Genomic DNA, 14,688 nt, shown 5'->3' with positions numbered 1-14,688 from the left:
ATCGAGACCGGCAACGGCTGGCATTTCAAGCCCAGCCTGGATCTGGCCGTGATCCCGGCCGCCGGGGACATTGAGGCCCGCAGCGATGTGCGCTTCACCGGCGTGTCCGGCACTGCGGAACTGGAAAGCCAGACCATGGACTACATCTCTTACATGGGCCAGGCCGGTCTGGAATTCGGCAATGACAACGTGAGCTTTGGCGTCAACTACAACCTGCAAACCGGCGTCCACAGCACGTCGCACGGCGTGTTTGGTACGTTCCGCTACGAGTTCTAGCGCCCTTCCGGGCGGTTCCGCCCCTGGCGGAGCCGCCCGCCCGGATATCCGGGAGGCATGGGCTTCCCGAGTCCGGCGGCCGTCCGCCGGTCATCGCTTCCCCCGGCGGACGGCCTTTCTGGAGCCGGCGTCCTTCTTCCTTCCTGGGAGCCGGCAACGGCGCGGCGGCATGTGACCGCCGCGCCGTTCTTGTGGGAGCGGGCGTTTGGCTCCTTGCATCAGCAAGCAAAACGTCCTGCCCTGACACGCATAACAACAGGAAATCATCCCCATGCGCCGTAGTATATTCCCTCTTACCCTTACGGCTCTGCTTGTCGTCTGCCTTTTGAGCGCCTGCTTTCTGGGCGGCTGCCTGGAGGGCGACAAGCCCGCGTCCGCCGCGGCCGCGGCCCCGCAGATCGCCACCGTGGATCTGGAACGGATCATGACCCGATCCAGCGCCGCCGAGGCCGGCCGCGCTCATCTGGCCCAGGCCCGCCAGCGCCTGGAACAGGGCTTTGCCGATCTGCAAAAAGCCTGGTCCAAAGCCCCGGCCAAGGAACGCGAGGCCGTGTTGCGCGAAGGCGCGCTGACCCTCAGCCGCCAGATGGCCGCCGAGGAAGCCGCCGTGCAAAACGTGATCAACAAGCTCCTGCTGGAAGAGGTCAAGGCCTGGCGGCAGGCCCACAAGGCCGCGCTGGTTCTGGCCCGGCAAAACGCCCTGGACGCCGACGCCGCGCTGGACATCACGGCCAGCGTGCTCGCGGCCATGGACACCCGCAAGCCCGTTTTCCCGGCGCTGCCCGTGGTCTCGGTCAAACTGCCGCCCAATGCGGAGCAAAAAGCCGCGGAGCAGAAAGCCGCCCCCACGGGCAAAACCCCGGCCGCGCCCCGCGCTCCGGACAAGAAAAAGAGGTAGCCATGAGCAAAGAGAAAAAACAAACCGCCACCGCCGACGCGGCGGCAAGCCAACAGATCCGCGTGGCTCTGAACAGCGCCCAGCTTGTTACGTCCTACGCCAATGTTTTCCAGACCCGCTGCACCGCCGAGGAAGTGATCCTCTGTTGCGGCCTGAGCCTGCCCGAAAGCCTGAACGGCCCGGACGGCAACGCGGAAAACGGCCTGGCCGTGGATCTGGACCGCCGCATTGTCATGAGCCCGGCCTCAGCCCAACGTCTGCTGCTGGCCCTGGATCGCACGCTCAGGGAACATGCCGCCCGCTTCGGCACGGACAGCCCGCAAGCCTGAAGCGGATAGCGTTAGCACTCGCCCTTTTTGCGCAGGCACGACACTAGAGCAATTTCACTTTGAAATTGCTCTGGCGGCCGCGGGAGCGGACGCCCGCGCCGAATGAGCGTCCAGACCGCGTTCTGGACGCGAAATGATGGCAGCGCCGCTTTTGAAATTGAATAATTTCAAAACAAAATGCTCTATGACCATGACCACGCTCGGCTCACGCATCAAAATGGCTCGCGGCAAGGAGTCACAGGAAAAATTCGCCGCCCGGCTTGAGATCAGCAAGGGCTCGCTGGGCTTTTATGAGCGGGGCGAAAACCTGCCCAAATCCGACGTGATTCTCAAAATCTGCGCTCTCACCGGCGTTTCGCTGGACTGGCTGCTGACCGGCGCGGAATCCGCCACCCGCGAAGCGGCGCACGACCTCGCCCCCTGCCTGACCCCCGCCCATCAGGCGGATCAGGCGGAACGGATCGCGGCCGCCGCGCCGCACGAAAGCCGGGAGTGCTCCTGCCCGCAGTGCGCGGAGCTGAAAAAACGCCTGACAGCCCTTGAGGAGGAACGGCGGGAGCTTTGCGCTGAAAACAGAAGCTTGTGGAAAAATATGTGCTCGCTGCTGGAAGAGATTGCCCGCCCGCGAGGGCGGCAGCCCTTGTCGCCTTACGGATGGCGGCAGTAGAGCTTTTTGCTAATGAAATGAGCTCAACGCGTTAATTGCATCGTTTTGGGCCGTGCCCGGCGCCGCGCTGTTTCCCCCATGCCCTCGCAAAAAAAGTCCGCGCAGATCCGGTACAGTGCCGCCCACACGCGCAAACAGCTCCGGGTACGCGCGCCGGTCTGAAAAGACGTTGTGGGGTACGGGAAATCTGGATATAAGGACCGGGCACGGCTACCCCCTTCCTGATCTGCGCCCGGCACGGCGCAAACCGTCAAAGGGGGTGCCGCATGAGACGCTTTGTCGTCCTGGTGTTGCTGGTACTCCTCGCCCTGCTGCTGCGGGGCGACAGTCGGCCATAAAAGGCTGGCCCCGTATCAGCTGACACTGATACGGGGCCGAACGGTGTTATAACCTGACTCGGTAGCCGTGCACGGGGGCGCTCACCGCGCCGTGCCAGCCCCGGTTCCTGTTGACGCAGGGGCCGGGGTTCCCTTTTCAGATAAACCCTTCCTGCCTGATTGGCAAGTAGCAGGGCCGGGCCCGGCGAAGAAAGAGGTGTGACAATCACGCCAGCAAGCGCTATAAGAGGCGCTGGCGCCCGCGCGCGCCAGAGCCGAATGAGCCTGAAAACTACGCTTTTCAGGCGCTTGTCCCGCTTGCGGGGAAATGACGGCAGCGCCGCTTTTGAAATTGAATAATTTCAAAAGCAAAATGCTCTATATGGCTGCGCAAAAGCGCACGGCTTTTTTGCGCAACATTCCCCAGCAGTCTTGCACCAAAGGAGTCCCCATGCCGGAGCAACAGGAACAATTTCAAAAGTCCGTGCTGCAAATTCTGGAAGCGGTGATGTTTGAAAACTGGCTTCGTTTTTATTTCATCACTGAAAAATCCGATGCCCCGGCGGACGCCAACGGCGAAAAGCCGCTTCTGCTGACCGTGCCCGAAAAGGGCATGGAGCGGATCAAAGAACTGTACCCCCATTTGCTGCCCCTGGCCGAGGGCATGAACGGCAGGGAAGTGGATTTTGAAACCTCCCGCCGGGCCGTCTGCACCTTTGTGCTGGAACATCTGGACGGCGCGGCCATGCCCAGAGACGCGGCCGCGGGCATTTTCGAGAGCGCGACCTTTCAGATCCAGATGCAGCTTTTCAATACCTGGGTGCAGATGCATGAGAGCCAGTTGGATCAGGGTTTTCTGGAATTCGGAGCCTGGCGCAGGCTCTTTGCCCAGTGGCGCGAGACGCCGGGCGCGCGCGAGCTGGCCGGGCGTCTTTCTCTGGCGGGGCGCAACGCCACCAGCGCGCAGGCGGGCGCTACAGAGCACTGAGGCCGGAAGCACTGCGGGGCCGCGCGTGCGCTGTGGGCGCTGCGGCAAAATTTTGTACGCGCCGGAATCCGCGCGGCCGCTCTCCCCGGCCGCTTTGGCAATGCCGCCGCGCTCCCGCCCGTGCGGAGAAGATCGGCCGCGTGGCCTGCCCTGCGCGGCTTGCCGCCCCGGATCTGCCGTGGGTCTGCCGTGGCGCGGGCAAGATAATTTTTTGTACGCGGCATTTCCGGCAGGGCCGGGAGAGAGCAAAGCGTTAAATTTTTTTAACCGGACGCGAAGCTGTATGAAAAAAATAGATGAATAATCCAGGGATATTAAAAAAATTCTCGCAAATTTCTAACTTGGCACGGCCATTGCAGAAGAAAAAGCACCTTCCTTTCTTTTGCTGACAGCCTCCTCCAAACAAAAACGGCCTGCCTCCCCAAGCGGGCCGTTTTTTTCTCCGGTTTGTCCGGCCGTGCAGAGCGTTTCAAAAAAAATATGCTCCAGAGCAATTTCACTTTGAAATTGCTCTGGCGGCCGCGGGAGCGGACGCCCGCGCCGAATGAGCGTCCAGACCGCGTTGCGGTAGCCGTTAGCAAGCTTTGCTTGCGTACGGATAGCGACAGCGGTTGCGTTGGCTGGCTGCCGCAGTAACCAGTTGCTGTCTTCATCCGTAGCTTCCTTCGTCGCAACGGCTGAAGCCTGGACGCGAAATGATGGCAGCGCCGCTTTTGAAATTGAATAATTTCAAAAGCAAAATACTCTAGGATCACTGCTATGTCCTGTCAGGATTTTCTGGCTTCGGAATATGCCCCGGTCTCACCGGAAGCGGCGGCTTTTCACATTATCCCCGCGCCTCTGGAGCGCAGCGTTTCGTATGGCGGCGGCGCGGCCCGCGGCCCGGCGGCCCTGCTGGCGGCCTCGCAGCAGCTGGAAGCCTGGGAGAGCGGCCGCGCGCCGGGCGAGTCAGGTTTTTATACCGCCCCGCCCGTGGACTGCTCCGGGCCGGTGGAGGCCGTGCTTGAGCGCATTGAGGCCGTGGCGCGGCATGCCCTGCACTGCGGAGCCGTGCCCGTGCTGCTGGGCGGCGAGCATACGGCCAGCCTGGGCGCGCTGCGTGCCCTGGCCGCGGACGCCAGAGCCAGGGGCGAGCCGCTGGGCGTGGTGCAGTTTGACGCGCACGCGGACTTGCGGCCCCACTATGAGGGCGATCCCTATTCTCACGCCAGCGTCATGTATCGGGCCGTGGCGGATCTGGGCCTGCCTCTGGTCCAGTTCGCGGTGCGCGACATGAGCCGGGAGGAGGCCCAAATCCGCCGCCGCTTCGGCGTCACCCATTACGACGCCTACTTTCTGGCCCGCGTGGGCCTGCCTGAAAAGCCGCTGCCTGAGGACTTTCCGCGCCGCATCTATGTCAGCTTTGACGTGGACGGTCTGGATTCGTCGCTGATGCCCGCCACGGGCACGCCCTCGCCGGGCGGCCTTTCCTGGCGCGAGGCTCAGTTTGTGCTGGAGAAATGCGCGCAAGGGCGGCAGATCGCCGGCCTGGACGTGGTGGAACTGGCGCCCATCCCCGGACTGCACCATGCGGATTTCACGGCCGCCAAGCTCACGCATCTTTTGATGGCTCTGGCGCTGGATGGCGAGGTCCGGGACGTTTCCTGACGGGGCGGATCCTATTTCAACTCAACCGGAATCCGCAGCGCGGGGCAGCGCCAAAATCTTTGAAGCCAAACGAGGAACAGCATGAAAAATACAGTGATCACTTTCCGGCAGGCCAAGGGGCGGGAAAAACTGACCATGCTCACGGCCTATGATTACAGCACGGCGCGGCTCATGGATCAGGAAGGCATCAACGCCCTGCTGGTGGGCGATTCTCTGGGCATGGTCATGCTGGGCCATCCGGATACCCTTTCCGTCACTCTGGAAGACATGATCCACCACTGCGCGGCCGTTGCCCGGGGCGCGAGCTCGGCTCTGGTGGTCTGCGACATGCCGTTCATGAGCTATCAGGTTTCCGTGCCCGAAACCCTGCGCAACGCCGGGCGGCTGATCCGGGAAGGCCGGGCCCAGGCCGTGAAGCTGGAAGGCGGCGCGCACTTCTGCCCGCAGGTGCGCGCGCTTGTCCGGGCTTCCATCCCGGTCATGGGGCATCTGGGCCTGACGCCGCAGTCCGTGCACGCTCTGGGCGGCTACAAGGTTCAGGGCAAGAGCGCGGCCGCGGCCCAGAAACTGCTGGACGACGCCCGCGCTCTGGAAGACGCCGGAGCCTTCTCCCTGGTGCTGGAATGTGTGCCCGCGGCTCTGGCCGCCCGCATCAGCCGGGAAATCTCCATCCCGACCATCGGCATCGGCGCGGGCCCGGACTGCGACGGGCAGGTTTTGGTCTGGCAGGACATGCTGGGCCTCTGCGATACGCTTGCCCCCAAATTCGTCAAACGCTTCGGCGCGGTGGGCCAGGCCATGCGCGCGGCCTTCGCGGCGTATGCGCGGGAGGTGAAAAGCGGCACCTTTCCGGCGCAAGAACATTGTTACAGTCTGGAGGACGAGGCGGCTGTCCTGGAAAAACTCTATTAGAGCGTTGCGGGCCTGATGTGCCCGGCCCGGATTCCTGCGGCCGGGCGGGCGGCCGGCGAAAGCCGCGTCATGGCCGCGCCCTGAAGTCCACGGGCAGGCGCACGCGCTGCCCGGCCTTGTTGCTGAACAGCACATAGCCTTCAGCCAGGCCGAAAAGGTACAGGCGGCGGGTCAGATCCACGTCCTTGCGGCAATAGGCCGCAATTTCCTCGCAGCGGCCCTGCTTCCACCATTGCAGGGCCTGGAGGCCGTCCGCGCTCTTGGGTTCGCCCAGAGTGGCCTGCCCGATATTATTGAGTGAAACCCTGTAGTTGAGACGCTCATGCACCCGCTGCAAGAGATCCAGGCTGGGCAGGGAGCGCAGCTCAAACGGGGCAAAGGGCGCGAGCACCGCATAGTCAAAACGCAGGCTGTTAAAGCCCACCACCAGATCCGCGGCGCGCAAACGCTCGAAAAGCGCGGGCAATTCCTCCTGCCTGTAGGAGAAATAATCGTCCGCCGTGCTGTCGTACAGCACGGCCACGCTCACGCCCATCTGCCCGGCCCGGTTCCAGCCGCCCACCTCGGCTGCGGAGCGGCGGGTTTCCACGTCAAAAACCACAAAATGCCGCGGCGGGGGCACGGGCAGATGCCGGGCAAGGGCCTCGCCTGCCAGAGGCTCAGGCGAGGGGGGCGCGGCCGGCGCAACAGGCGCGGCAACTTCGGCGCGGGCCGCTTGCGCCGCATCGCCCTGTGTTTTCAACGCGGAAAAGTTGTTGCGCGGCCCGGAAGCGGGAAAAGCCGGGGCCTGCGCTGCCGCCGCTTGCGCCACGCTCTCGCTCAGGCGATCCGGAGCCGGGCTGATGCGCAGCTCGCGGCACAGTCTTTCGCCTTCCGCGCCCGGAGCCAAAAGCTCGTCCAGCAGGGCCAGGGCTCCCTCCTTGCTGATGGGGCGGTTGCCCGAACCGCATTTGGGGGAATGCACGCAGGAGGGGCAGCCGTCCTCGCAGGGGCAGGCGGCAATGGCCCTGCGCGTGGCTTCCAGCAGTTCCCGCGCCGCCGCGAAGCCCTGCCGGGTCAGGCCCGCGCCGCCGGGCAGGCCGTCATAAATAAAGACGCAGGGCAGGCCCACCTGGGGATGCAGGGGCGTGGAAATGCCGCCAAAGTCATTGCGGTCGGCCATGACCAGCAGCGGCATGAGGCCGATGGCCGCGTGCTCCAGCGCATGAATGGAACCCATGAAATGCAGGAAGCGCTCTTCCAGCCCGGCGCGGATTGCGTCCGGGATCACATACCAGAGACCTTCGGTTTCAAAAACCTGCGGCGGCGCGTCCAGCGGCACAATGGTCAGCAGACGGTTGCCGGACGTGGCGCGTTTTTCATAGCCGGTGATGCGCTCGGTGATCCTCAGCCGCCCCCGGCAGACCAGCCCCCGGCCCAGGGCGCGGCGCTCGCTTTCCTCCAGAATATCCGTGCTCTTTTGGCCGCGGGTGCGCGTAAACCAGGAGGTTTTGGCCTCTTTTGCCAGCACCCGGGCCCGGCCGGGATCAATTTCCTCAATGACGTAGGAGCGGCCCCGGTGCAGATAGACCGCGCCCGGATGCGTTTCGCGCCAGGCGCGGAAGCCGTCCACGGAGCCGATGAGCCGGCCTTCCTGATCCTCAATGTCAAAGGTCCGGCCCGTGCCGCGCAGATCCACCAGACGTTGCGGCCGCTTGCGCGCGGCCAGAAGCGTGGCGCCGTCCGCGGACTGCAAAAGCAGGCTCTGAGCGCAGAGCGCCCGTGCCGCCGAGCGCGCCGCCGGGGAGCGCAGCCAGGGCTCATCAAGACGCAAGGGCAGCTCGGCGGCAGCGCATTCCAGATGCCGGGCCAGAATGACCTCATTGTCCGGGTTGACCACGGCCCGTTCCGGCGGGCGGCTGAAAAAATCTTCGGGATTGCGGGCGAAATACTGATCCAGGGCGTCCTCCCCGGCCACCACGATCACCGCCGATTCCTGCCGGGCCCGGCCCACCCGGCCCCCGCGCTGCAACGTGGCCATGACCGTGCCCGGATAGCCCACCAGGATGCAGACATCCAGGCCGCCGATGTCGATGCCCAGTTCCAGCGCGCTGGTGCTGACCACGGCCAGGAGCTCGCCTGAGGCCATGCGGGCCTCCACGGCCCGGCGCTCCTCAGGCAGAAAGCCCGCCCGGTACGCGGAGATACGCTCCCTATAGGGGCCGGATTGGCTGCCCGCCCAGAGGCTCACCAGCTCGGTCATCCGGCGCGAACGGCAATAGACGATGCTGCGCAGATTGCGGGCCAGGGCCGCCTTGAGCAGATCAATGGCCGCCGTGGCCGGGCTTTGATCGGGATTCAGAAAAACAAAATGGCGAGGTCCCCTCGGAGCGCCGGAGTGATCAATAACAACAGGCCCCTGAGCTCGGCGCGCGGCTCCCGCGCCCGGAACGTCCAGGCCGGTGAGCGCGGCTGCCAGCTCGCCAGGATTGCCCACGGTGGCCGTGCAGAGCACATAGACCGGTTGCGCGCCGTAGCGGCCCGCCAGACGGTTCAGCCGCCGGAACACATGGGCCATGTGCGCGCCCAGGACCCCCCGGTACATGTGCGCCTCGTCCACCACCACATGCGTGAGGCCCGCCAGAAAGGGAGCCCATTGCTCATGGTGCGGCAAAATGCCCAGATGCAGCATTTCCGGGTTGCTGATCAGCACTGTGGGCGGATTGCGCCGGATTTTGCGGCGAAAATGATCGCTGGTGTCGCCGTCATAGAGCGCGGCCGCGGGCCGGGCCGCTTCGGGCCAGGAGGAGGTCAGGGCCGTGAAGGCGGCCAGCTGATCCTGGGCCAGGGCCTTGAGCGGAAAAAGATACAGGGCCCGGGCCTCGGGATCGAGCAGATGGCGTTCCAGCACGGGCAGATTGTAAATCAGGCTTTTGCCGCTGGCCGTGGGCGTAGCCACCACGACAGAGCGCCCGGCGCGGATGTGATCCGTGGCCAGGGCCTGATGACTGTAAAGTCGCACGCCGCGTTCACGCAGCAGGCGCTCCAGCGCGCCGGGCCAGGGGCGGCGGCTTGAGGCGAATTCGGGATCAGTCCCGGGCAAAAGACGATGGTGCGTGACCTGCCCGCCCAGCCTGGAGGAGGCCAGCAGGGCGGCGATATACTCGCCCACCGGCGAGGGGGGCTGGCCCGCGGCGGACGATTGCGCCTCTTGTTCCCGCCTGGGGCCGCTTTTGTGATCATGGGCCATGACGCAGGTATCCGCTCTTCAACGTGTTGGAAACAGTGGGGCGTTGCGCCGTGAACGCCGGGCTTTGCCTGCCGCGCCCCTGCGGCAGGGCAGCCTCTTAGAGCATTTTTTGATTGAAAATATCCATTTTCAATCACTTCGCTGCCATCATTTCGCGTCCAGAACGCGGTCTGGACGCTCATTTGGCGCGGGCGCCAGCTAACGCTGTCGCCAGAGCGTTTAGCTAATTTCATTAGCAAAACGCTCTAGGGTTGCGCCGGAGAGAACGCCGCCCGGAGATCTTCTGGCCCGATCCTGCGCAGCACGCGGGCGGGCGCGCCTGCGGCCAGACAGAAGGGCGGCACGTCGCGGGTCACCACGCTGCCCGCGCCGATCAGGGCACCCTCGCCGATGCGCACGCCTTTGAGGATCAGGCAGTTCATGCCTATCCAGGCGTAATCGCCGATCTCCACCGGGGCATCGGCCTCCAGACCCGGCTGGGTGGCGCGGGCCTCAGGCGGCCAAGGGGCGTGAAAATCCGAATCCACGATCACGCAGTTGGGCGCCAGCAAAACCTGACGGCCAAGCACAATGCGCTGCGAGCGGGCGGTGATCGACGCGCCGCTCAACTGCGCGCCCTCGCCGATTTCAATGGCCGCCTGGGGTCCAAAGGTGCGCAGGCGCGTGGGCGCGGCCAGGGTGGCGGCCGTGGCCCGCCGCCAGGAGGAAATCAGGCTGGCCCCTGCGCCTATGCGGATGCTGCTGCCCGGCCAGCGCAGCAGGCCCACGGGCCCGTGGGCGCGCACGCCCGGGCCCACGGCCACGCCCAGACAAAAGGCCTTGCAGCGCAGGCGTAGCGTGCCCCAGAAGGCTCCCCACAGCCGCATGGTCTGGAGGCATATATAGCTGATGACATTGGTCGGGGTCAGACCCCGTTGCAAAGCTTTGCGCAGGACGTTCATAGAGATGAACCTAGCCCGGATCAGGGCAGGGGGCAAGGCTGCCGCATTTTATGCGTCAGCCCTGTCCTGCACGGCCGCCCGAATCCGGCAGACCCCGCAGAGATCCCCGGACGAGGTGGGATAGCCGCACTGCGGGCAGGGGGCAAGCTCCACGCCCGCTTCGGCCTCGCGCCGGGCGAACACGGGCCGCCCGCGCGCCAGAAAACCCTGGTAAAAATCCAGCTTGCGGCCGGGCATGGCGGCCTCCAGCTGCTGCATCAGGCCCTTGAGCGTGCTGAAGCTGGCCCCGGGGCTGTAGGGGCAGGGCGCGTAATGATTCTCAATGCCCATCAAAAAGGCGTAATTGGCGGTCTCAAATTCCGAGAGCCGCCAGAGCGGCTTGACCTTGCGGGCAAAGCCGCGCTCGCCGGCCAGCAGCGGCCCCTGATCCGAAAGATAGGCCGTATCCCAGCGCAGGGTGTTGCTGAACAGGCGGGCCACCTCGTCGTCCAGGTTGTGCCCGGTGGCCAAGGCGTCAAAGCCTTCGTCCAGGGCGACCTTATTGAAGAAATGGCGTTTGATCTTGCCGCAGGCCGAGCAGATCGGGCGGCGCAGGCGCTCCCTGACCAGGGGGATGGGCAGGCCCTCCACGGTCATGTCCCGGATCAGCAGCTTGAGGCCGTGGCGGGCGCAAAAGCGCTCCACCACGCCGCGCGCCGCGGCCGACGAGCCGGGAATGGCCAGATCGATATGCAGGCCGGTCACGTCATAGCCCTGGCGGGAGAGCTCCAGCATCAGGGCCAGGGAATCCTTGCCCCCGGAAAGGGCCACCAAAATGCGCTCGTCACGGCTGAAAAGCTTTTGGCCTTCAATGCCCCGCGCCACCTGGCGGGCGAAAAAGTCTTTGTAGCAGTCCGGGCAGAAGGCGGCATTGTGGCTTCTGAGCGCCACTGCCGCCTCAGCCTTGCAGATTTTGCATTTCATACCTGTCCTGAAGGTGCTGATGGAGGCTGTTCGGTTTCAGGCCGGGCCGGTTCCGGGCCTGCGGGCGCGGCCGGGGGCTGGGTTGCGTCAGGGCTGGCCGCGTCCGGCGGCAGGGCTTCCAGCCAGCCCTGCTCGCGAAACCAGGCTTCAAACAAACTACAGGCCGCGTGGGCCATGCTCTCAAGGCTTACGGCAGCGCGCAACGCCACGGCGCGGGCGGCCAGGGCGCGCCGCAGATCCGCTTCCTGCATCAGCGCGATCATGGCTTTGGCCAGAGACTGCGGATCGCTTTCGTCCACCGGCAGCACGGCATCCTCCTGCCCGCGCAGACGCTCGGCGTGCAGCTCGCTTTGGCCCGCGATCACGGGCAGACCGGCGGCAAAGCCGGTCCAGAGCGTTTCCGGGCTTTCCTCGGGCGAGTCCCCGGGCGCGATCCAGACATGGCAGCTCCGCAGCACGACGGGCGCGTATTGCTCGTGCAGCAGGCAGAGGCGCGACTCGACGCCCAGGGTCACAGCTTCTTTCAGCGCTTCGTTGAAGCGCGGGCCCCCGCCCAGCATGCGCACTTCCCAGGGGGGCAGATCGTCCCGTTGCCAGAGGGCGGCCATGGCCCGGATCACCTGAAGCACGCCGGAACGCGGCGCAAGGCTTTCGCCCATGCCAAAGATGAAATGCCCCTCCCGCCATTCCGGCGAGGGCGTGAAACCCTCCAGGCTGATGCCCGGCGGCAGGATGATCAGATGTTCCTCCTGCTCTTGCAGTGCGGCCGCATCCGGCTTTTGGGCCGGGGCGGCCTGCCGCGCCGCGTCCCAGGCCTTGAGAATGCGGCGGCGCACATGGCCTGATCCGCAGAGAATGTGCTGCGCGTCCCGCAGTTCCGCACAGTGCTCCGGCGCGGGCGGGCGCAGAAAAAAGGCATGGGAAAGCAGGGTGCTGTCTTTGGGGCGCATGCGCCGCAGCCGACGGCCCAGGGGCACGGCTTCCTGGCCCACGGTCTGCACCAGCAGCTTTTTATGCCGGCGCTGCCAGCGCCAGAGACGCAACAGGGTCAGCGGATTGCAGGCCGACGCGCCGCCCACGGCCAGCACCGGCAGATGCAGGGCGTCGGCTCGCTCACGCAGCCGGGAGTTTTTGCGGCAGACCAGCAGGGGGGCCAGACGGCCGCCGTCACGCATGGCCTTGGCAAGGGCCAGGGTCTGCTCCTGTTCCAGAGCCTGCGCCCTCTGCCGCGTGGGAGACTGCCGGGCCTCTTTTTCATCTTGCAGGGAAATCAGCAGAACGCGCATCAGAACCGCGCGCCTTCGGCAAGCATACGGGCCAGCAGCGCATCCTTGAGCCAGAGCGCCGCAGGTCCGGGCCTGCCCTTGTGCTCGCCCTGACCCACGGGTCTGCCGTCAAAATGGGTGATGCCCACGCAGAGTGTGGCACTGGTGAAAAGCAGCATTTCGCGGGCCGTCTCGATATCGGCCTTGCGGATCGGGCCGGAAAGCACGGGCATGCGCCCGGCAGCCACGTCCATGGCCGCCAGCAGGGTGGTCCCCGGCAGGATGCGGCCCAATTCCGGGCAGAGCAGCCGCCCGTCCTTGTCGACAATGCCCACATTGGCAATGGCCGCCTCGCCCATGACGCCGTTTTCGTCAAAGGTCACGGCCACGTCCATGCCTTTTTGCAAGGCCTCGGCGGCCATGAAGACATTGGGCAGGTAATTGGTGTTCTTGATCCGGGCCAGGTATTCCTGCTTGGGCGGAATGGCGCTGGCAAAGGCCGTGAGCCCCTTTTGGTAAAGGGCTTCCGAGGGCAGGGCGTTCTGCAGGGCCACCACATAGAAGCTGGCCTCGGGGCATTGCGCCGGGGAAATGCCGAAGCCGCCCGGACCCCGGCCCAGAAAAACGCGCAAATCGCCGTGATCCTGCCCGGAGGCGCGGGCCACGTCCAGGATGCGCGCGCGCATTTCTTCCCATGAACAGGGCGGGGTCAGGGTCAGAGCCTTGGCGCCGTCGCGCATGCGGGCCAGATGCTCGTCCAGCGCGAAGATCGTGCGATCCCGGAAGCAGATGCTCTCAAACAGACCGTCGCCGCGGTGGCAGAGATGATCGTCCAGCGGGACAAGCAGAAGGCGCGGATCCGTGCCGATCAGTCCGATCCGGTGATCGTAAAAAGCGAGATACTTTTCCGATCCGGGCCGGGGGGCAGCCAGCAGGGCCTGCAGATAGGTCCGGGCATCCACGGGGTTCATAAGGCATTTTCTCCCGAAGCGTTGTGCAAGGCCCTGCGGGAATGTCGGCGGGGCCGCACGCCGCAAAAAACTTTGAGAGCATTTGCAGGGGCAAAATCCTCTCCAGCGCCGCCCGCGAAACATGCAGCGTTTCGCGGACGGCGTTGTCATGAGGGCTGAGTCTAGCTCAGGAAAACGTCCCTGTCCGGCACGCGGATCAGATCCTTTTTGAGCAGTTCTTCGGCGATCTGCACGGCATTGAGCGCCGCGCCCTTGCGCACGTTGTCGGCCACGATCCACATGTTCAGGCCGTTTTCAATGCTTTCGTCCTCGCGGATGCGGCCCACGAAAACAGGGTCCTCCCCGGCGATATAGGCGGGCATGGGGTACATTTTCTCGCGGGGATTGTCGTAGACCATGACGCCCGGGGCCTGGGAGAGCATAATCCGGGCCTGTTTGGCCGTGATCTTTTTTTCCGTCTGGACGTTCACGGATTCCGCATGGCCGTAAAAGACCGGCACGCGCGCGCAGGTGGCCGTGACCCTGATGGAAGGATCGTCAAAAATTTTGACGGTCTCATTGACCATCTTCATTTCTTCCTTGGTGTAATCGTTGTCCAGAAAAATGTCGATGTGCGGCAGCACATTGAAGGCAATGCGGAAGGGATAGACCCGGTTTTCCGGCTCGCGCATGCTGAACAGGTCGCGCACCTGGCGCTCCAGCTCCTCAATGCCTTTCTGGCCCGTGCCGGACACGGCCTGATAGGTGGAAACCACCACGCGCGTGATTGTGCCCGCGTCGTGCAGGGGCTTGAGCGCCACTACCATCTGGATGGTGGAGCAGTTGGGGTTGGCAATGATGCCCTGATGCCGCTCCAGGGCCTGGGGGTTGACCTCCGGCACCACCAGGGGGCAGCGCTCGTCCATGCGCCAGGCCGCGGAATTGTCCACCACCACGCAACCGGCGTGGGCCGCGTGCGGGGAAAACTGCGTGGAAGTGCCCCCCCCGGCCGAGAAAATGGCCAGATCAATGCCGGCAAAGACATCTTCCTTCAGTTCTTCCACAACAAGTTCGCGCTCGCCGAAAGGCACCTTGCTGCCGGCCGAGCGGGCCGAGGCAAAGGCGCGCACCTGGGTGGCCGGAAATTTGCGCGCTTCCAGGGTGTTGAGCATCTCACGGCCCACGGCGCCCGTGGCGCCCACAACGGCAACAGTCAATTTTTTGCTCATGCTTTTGTCTCCTCTGGCGATGGGCGCGCAGGCGCGACCGTGAAATCCGCGCCGGTACAACAGCCGGACGCGAGCGC

At 64.9% G+C, this 14,688-nt stretch carries 13 protein-coding genes; 7 read left to right on the top strand and 6 right to left on the bottom strand.

Translation table 11 applies throughout. From position 1 onward, the window contains the following. The 7 genes from G7Y51_RS10360 to panB form a co-directional block, all read left to right on the top strand. Positions 1 to 276 (top strand): hypothetical protein (locus G7Y51_RS10360; protein ID WP_165177204.1); only part of this gene is annotated, 276 nt, incomplete at its 5' end. Between the two features lie 271 nt (positions 277 to 547). Next, on the top strand, positions 548 to 1,174 hold the full coding sequence (locus G7Y51_RS10355) for an OmpH family outer membrane protein (RefSeq protein WP_241160215.1): 627 nt from the start codon (positions 548 to 550) through the stop codon (positions 1,172 to 1,174). Positions 1,175 to 1,176: 2 nt separating this feature from the next. Then, complete coding sequence (locus tag G7Y51_RS10350; protein ID WP_165177202.1) at positions 1,177 to 1,503, top strand: DUF3467 domain-containing protein; 327 nt, start codon at positions 1,177 to 1,179, stop codon at positions 1,501 to 1,503. A gap of 184 nt (positions 1,504 to 1,687) precedes the next feature. Further along, positions 1,688 to 2,170, top strand: a complete 483-nt coding sequence (locus G7Y51_RS10345; protein ID WP_165177200.1) for a helix-turn-helix domain-containing protein — start codon at positions 1,688 to 1,690, stop codon at positions 2,168 to 2,170. Positions 2,171 to 2,938: 768 nt separating this feature from the next. After that, a complete protein-coding gene (locus G7Y51_RS10340; protein WP_165177198.1) occupies positions 2,939 to 3,475 on the top strand; it encodes a hypothetical protein in 537 nt (178 codons plus the stop codon). Between the two features lie 759 nt (positions 3,476 to 4,234). Beyond that, the gene (locus tag G7Y51_RS10335; RefSeq protein WP_165177196.1) at positions 4,235 to 5,122 is read left to right on the top strand and encodes an agmatinase family protein; all 888 of its coding nucleotides are present in this window, start codon (positions 4,235 to 4,237) and stop codon (positions 5,120 to 5,122) included. A gap of 81 nt (positions 5,123 to 5,203) precedes the next feature. Next, entirely contained in the window at positions 5,204 to 6,034 is an 831-nt protein-coding gene (gene panB, locus G7Y51_RS10330; protein WP_165177194.1) for a 3-methyl-2-oxobutanoate hydroxymethyltransferase, read from the top strand. Positions 6,035 to 6,101: 67 nt separating this feature from the next. On the opposite strand, the gene G7Y51_RS10325 is transcribed toward panB, so the two are convergent. The 6 genes from G7Y51_RS10325 to G7Y51_RS10300 form a co-directional block, all read right to left on the bottom strand. After that, entirely contained in the window at positions 6,102 to 9,263 is a 3,162-nt protein-coding gene (locus tag G7Y51_RS10325; RefSeq protein ID WP_165177192.1) for a DEAD/DEAH box helicase, read from the bottom strand. Positions 9,264 to 9,508: 245 nt separating this feature from the next. After that, complete coding sequence (locus G7Y51_RS10320) at positions 9,509 to 10,204, bottom strand: acyltransferase (protein ID WP_165177190.1); 696 nt, start codon at positions 10,202 to 10,204, stop codon at positions 9,509 to 9,511. 48 nt (positions 10,205 to 10,252) lie between these two features. Continuing rightward, on the bottom strand, positions 10,253 to 11,167 hold the full coding sequence (locus G7Y51_RS10315) for an ATP-binding protein (protein ID WP_165177188.1): 915 nt from the start codon (positions 11,165 to 11,167) through the stop codon (positions 10,253 to 10,255). Then, positions 11,164 to 12,453, bottom strand: a complete 1,290-nt coding sequence (locus G7Y51_RS10310; RefSeq protein WP_165177186.1) for a glycosyltransferase — start codon at positions 12,451 to 12,453, stop codon at positions 11,164 to 11,166. The genes G7Y51_RS10315 and G7Y51_RS10310 overlap by 4 nt, the downstream gene beginning before the upstream one ends. Further along, the gene (locus G7Y51_RS10305) at positions 12,453 to 13,403 is read right to left on the bottom strand and encodes an aminotransferase class IV (protein ID WP_165177184.1); all 951 of its coding nucleotides are present in this window, start codon (positions 13,401 to 13,403) and stop codon (positions 12,453 to 12,455) included. The genes G7Y51_RS10310 and G7Y51_RS10305 overlap by 1 nt, the downstream gene beginning before the upstream one ends. A gap of 161 nt (positions 13,404 to 13,564) precedes the next feature. Further along, entirely contained in the window at positions 13,565 to 14,611 is a 1,047-nt protein-coding gene (locus tag G7Y51_RS10300) for an aspartate-semialdehyde dehydrogenase (protein ID WP_165177182.1), read from the bottom strand. Positions 14,612 to 14,688: the final 77 nt, after the last annotated feature.

This window comes from Desulfovibrio sp. ZJ369 (genome assembly GCF_011039085.1).
GTDB lineage: Bacteria > Desulfobacterota > Desulfovibrionia > Desulfovibrionales > Desulfovibrionaceae > Desulfovibrio.
This window is presented reverse-complemented; position numbering and strand designations above follow the sequence as displayed.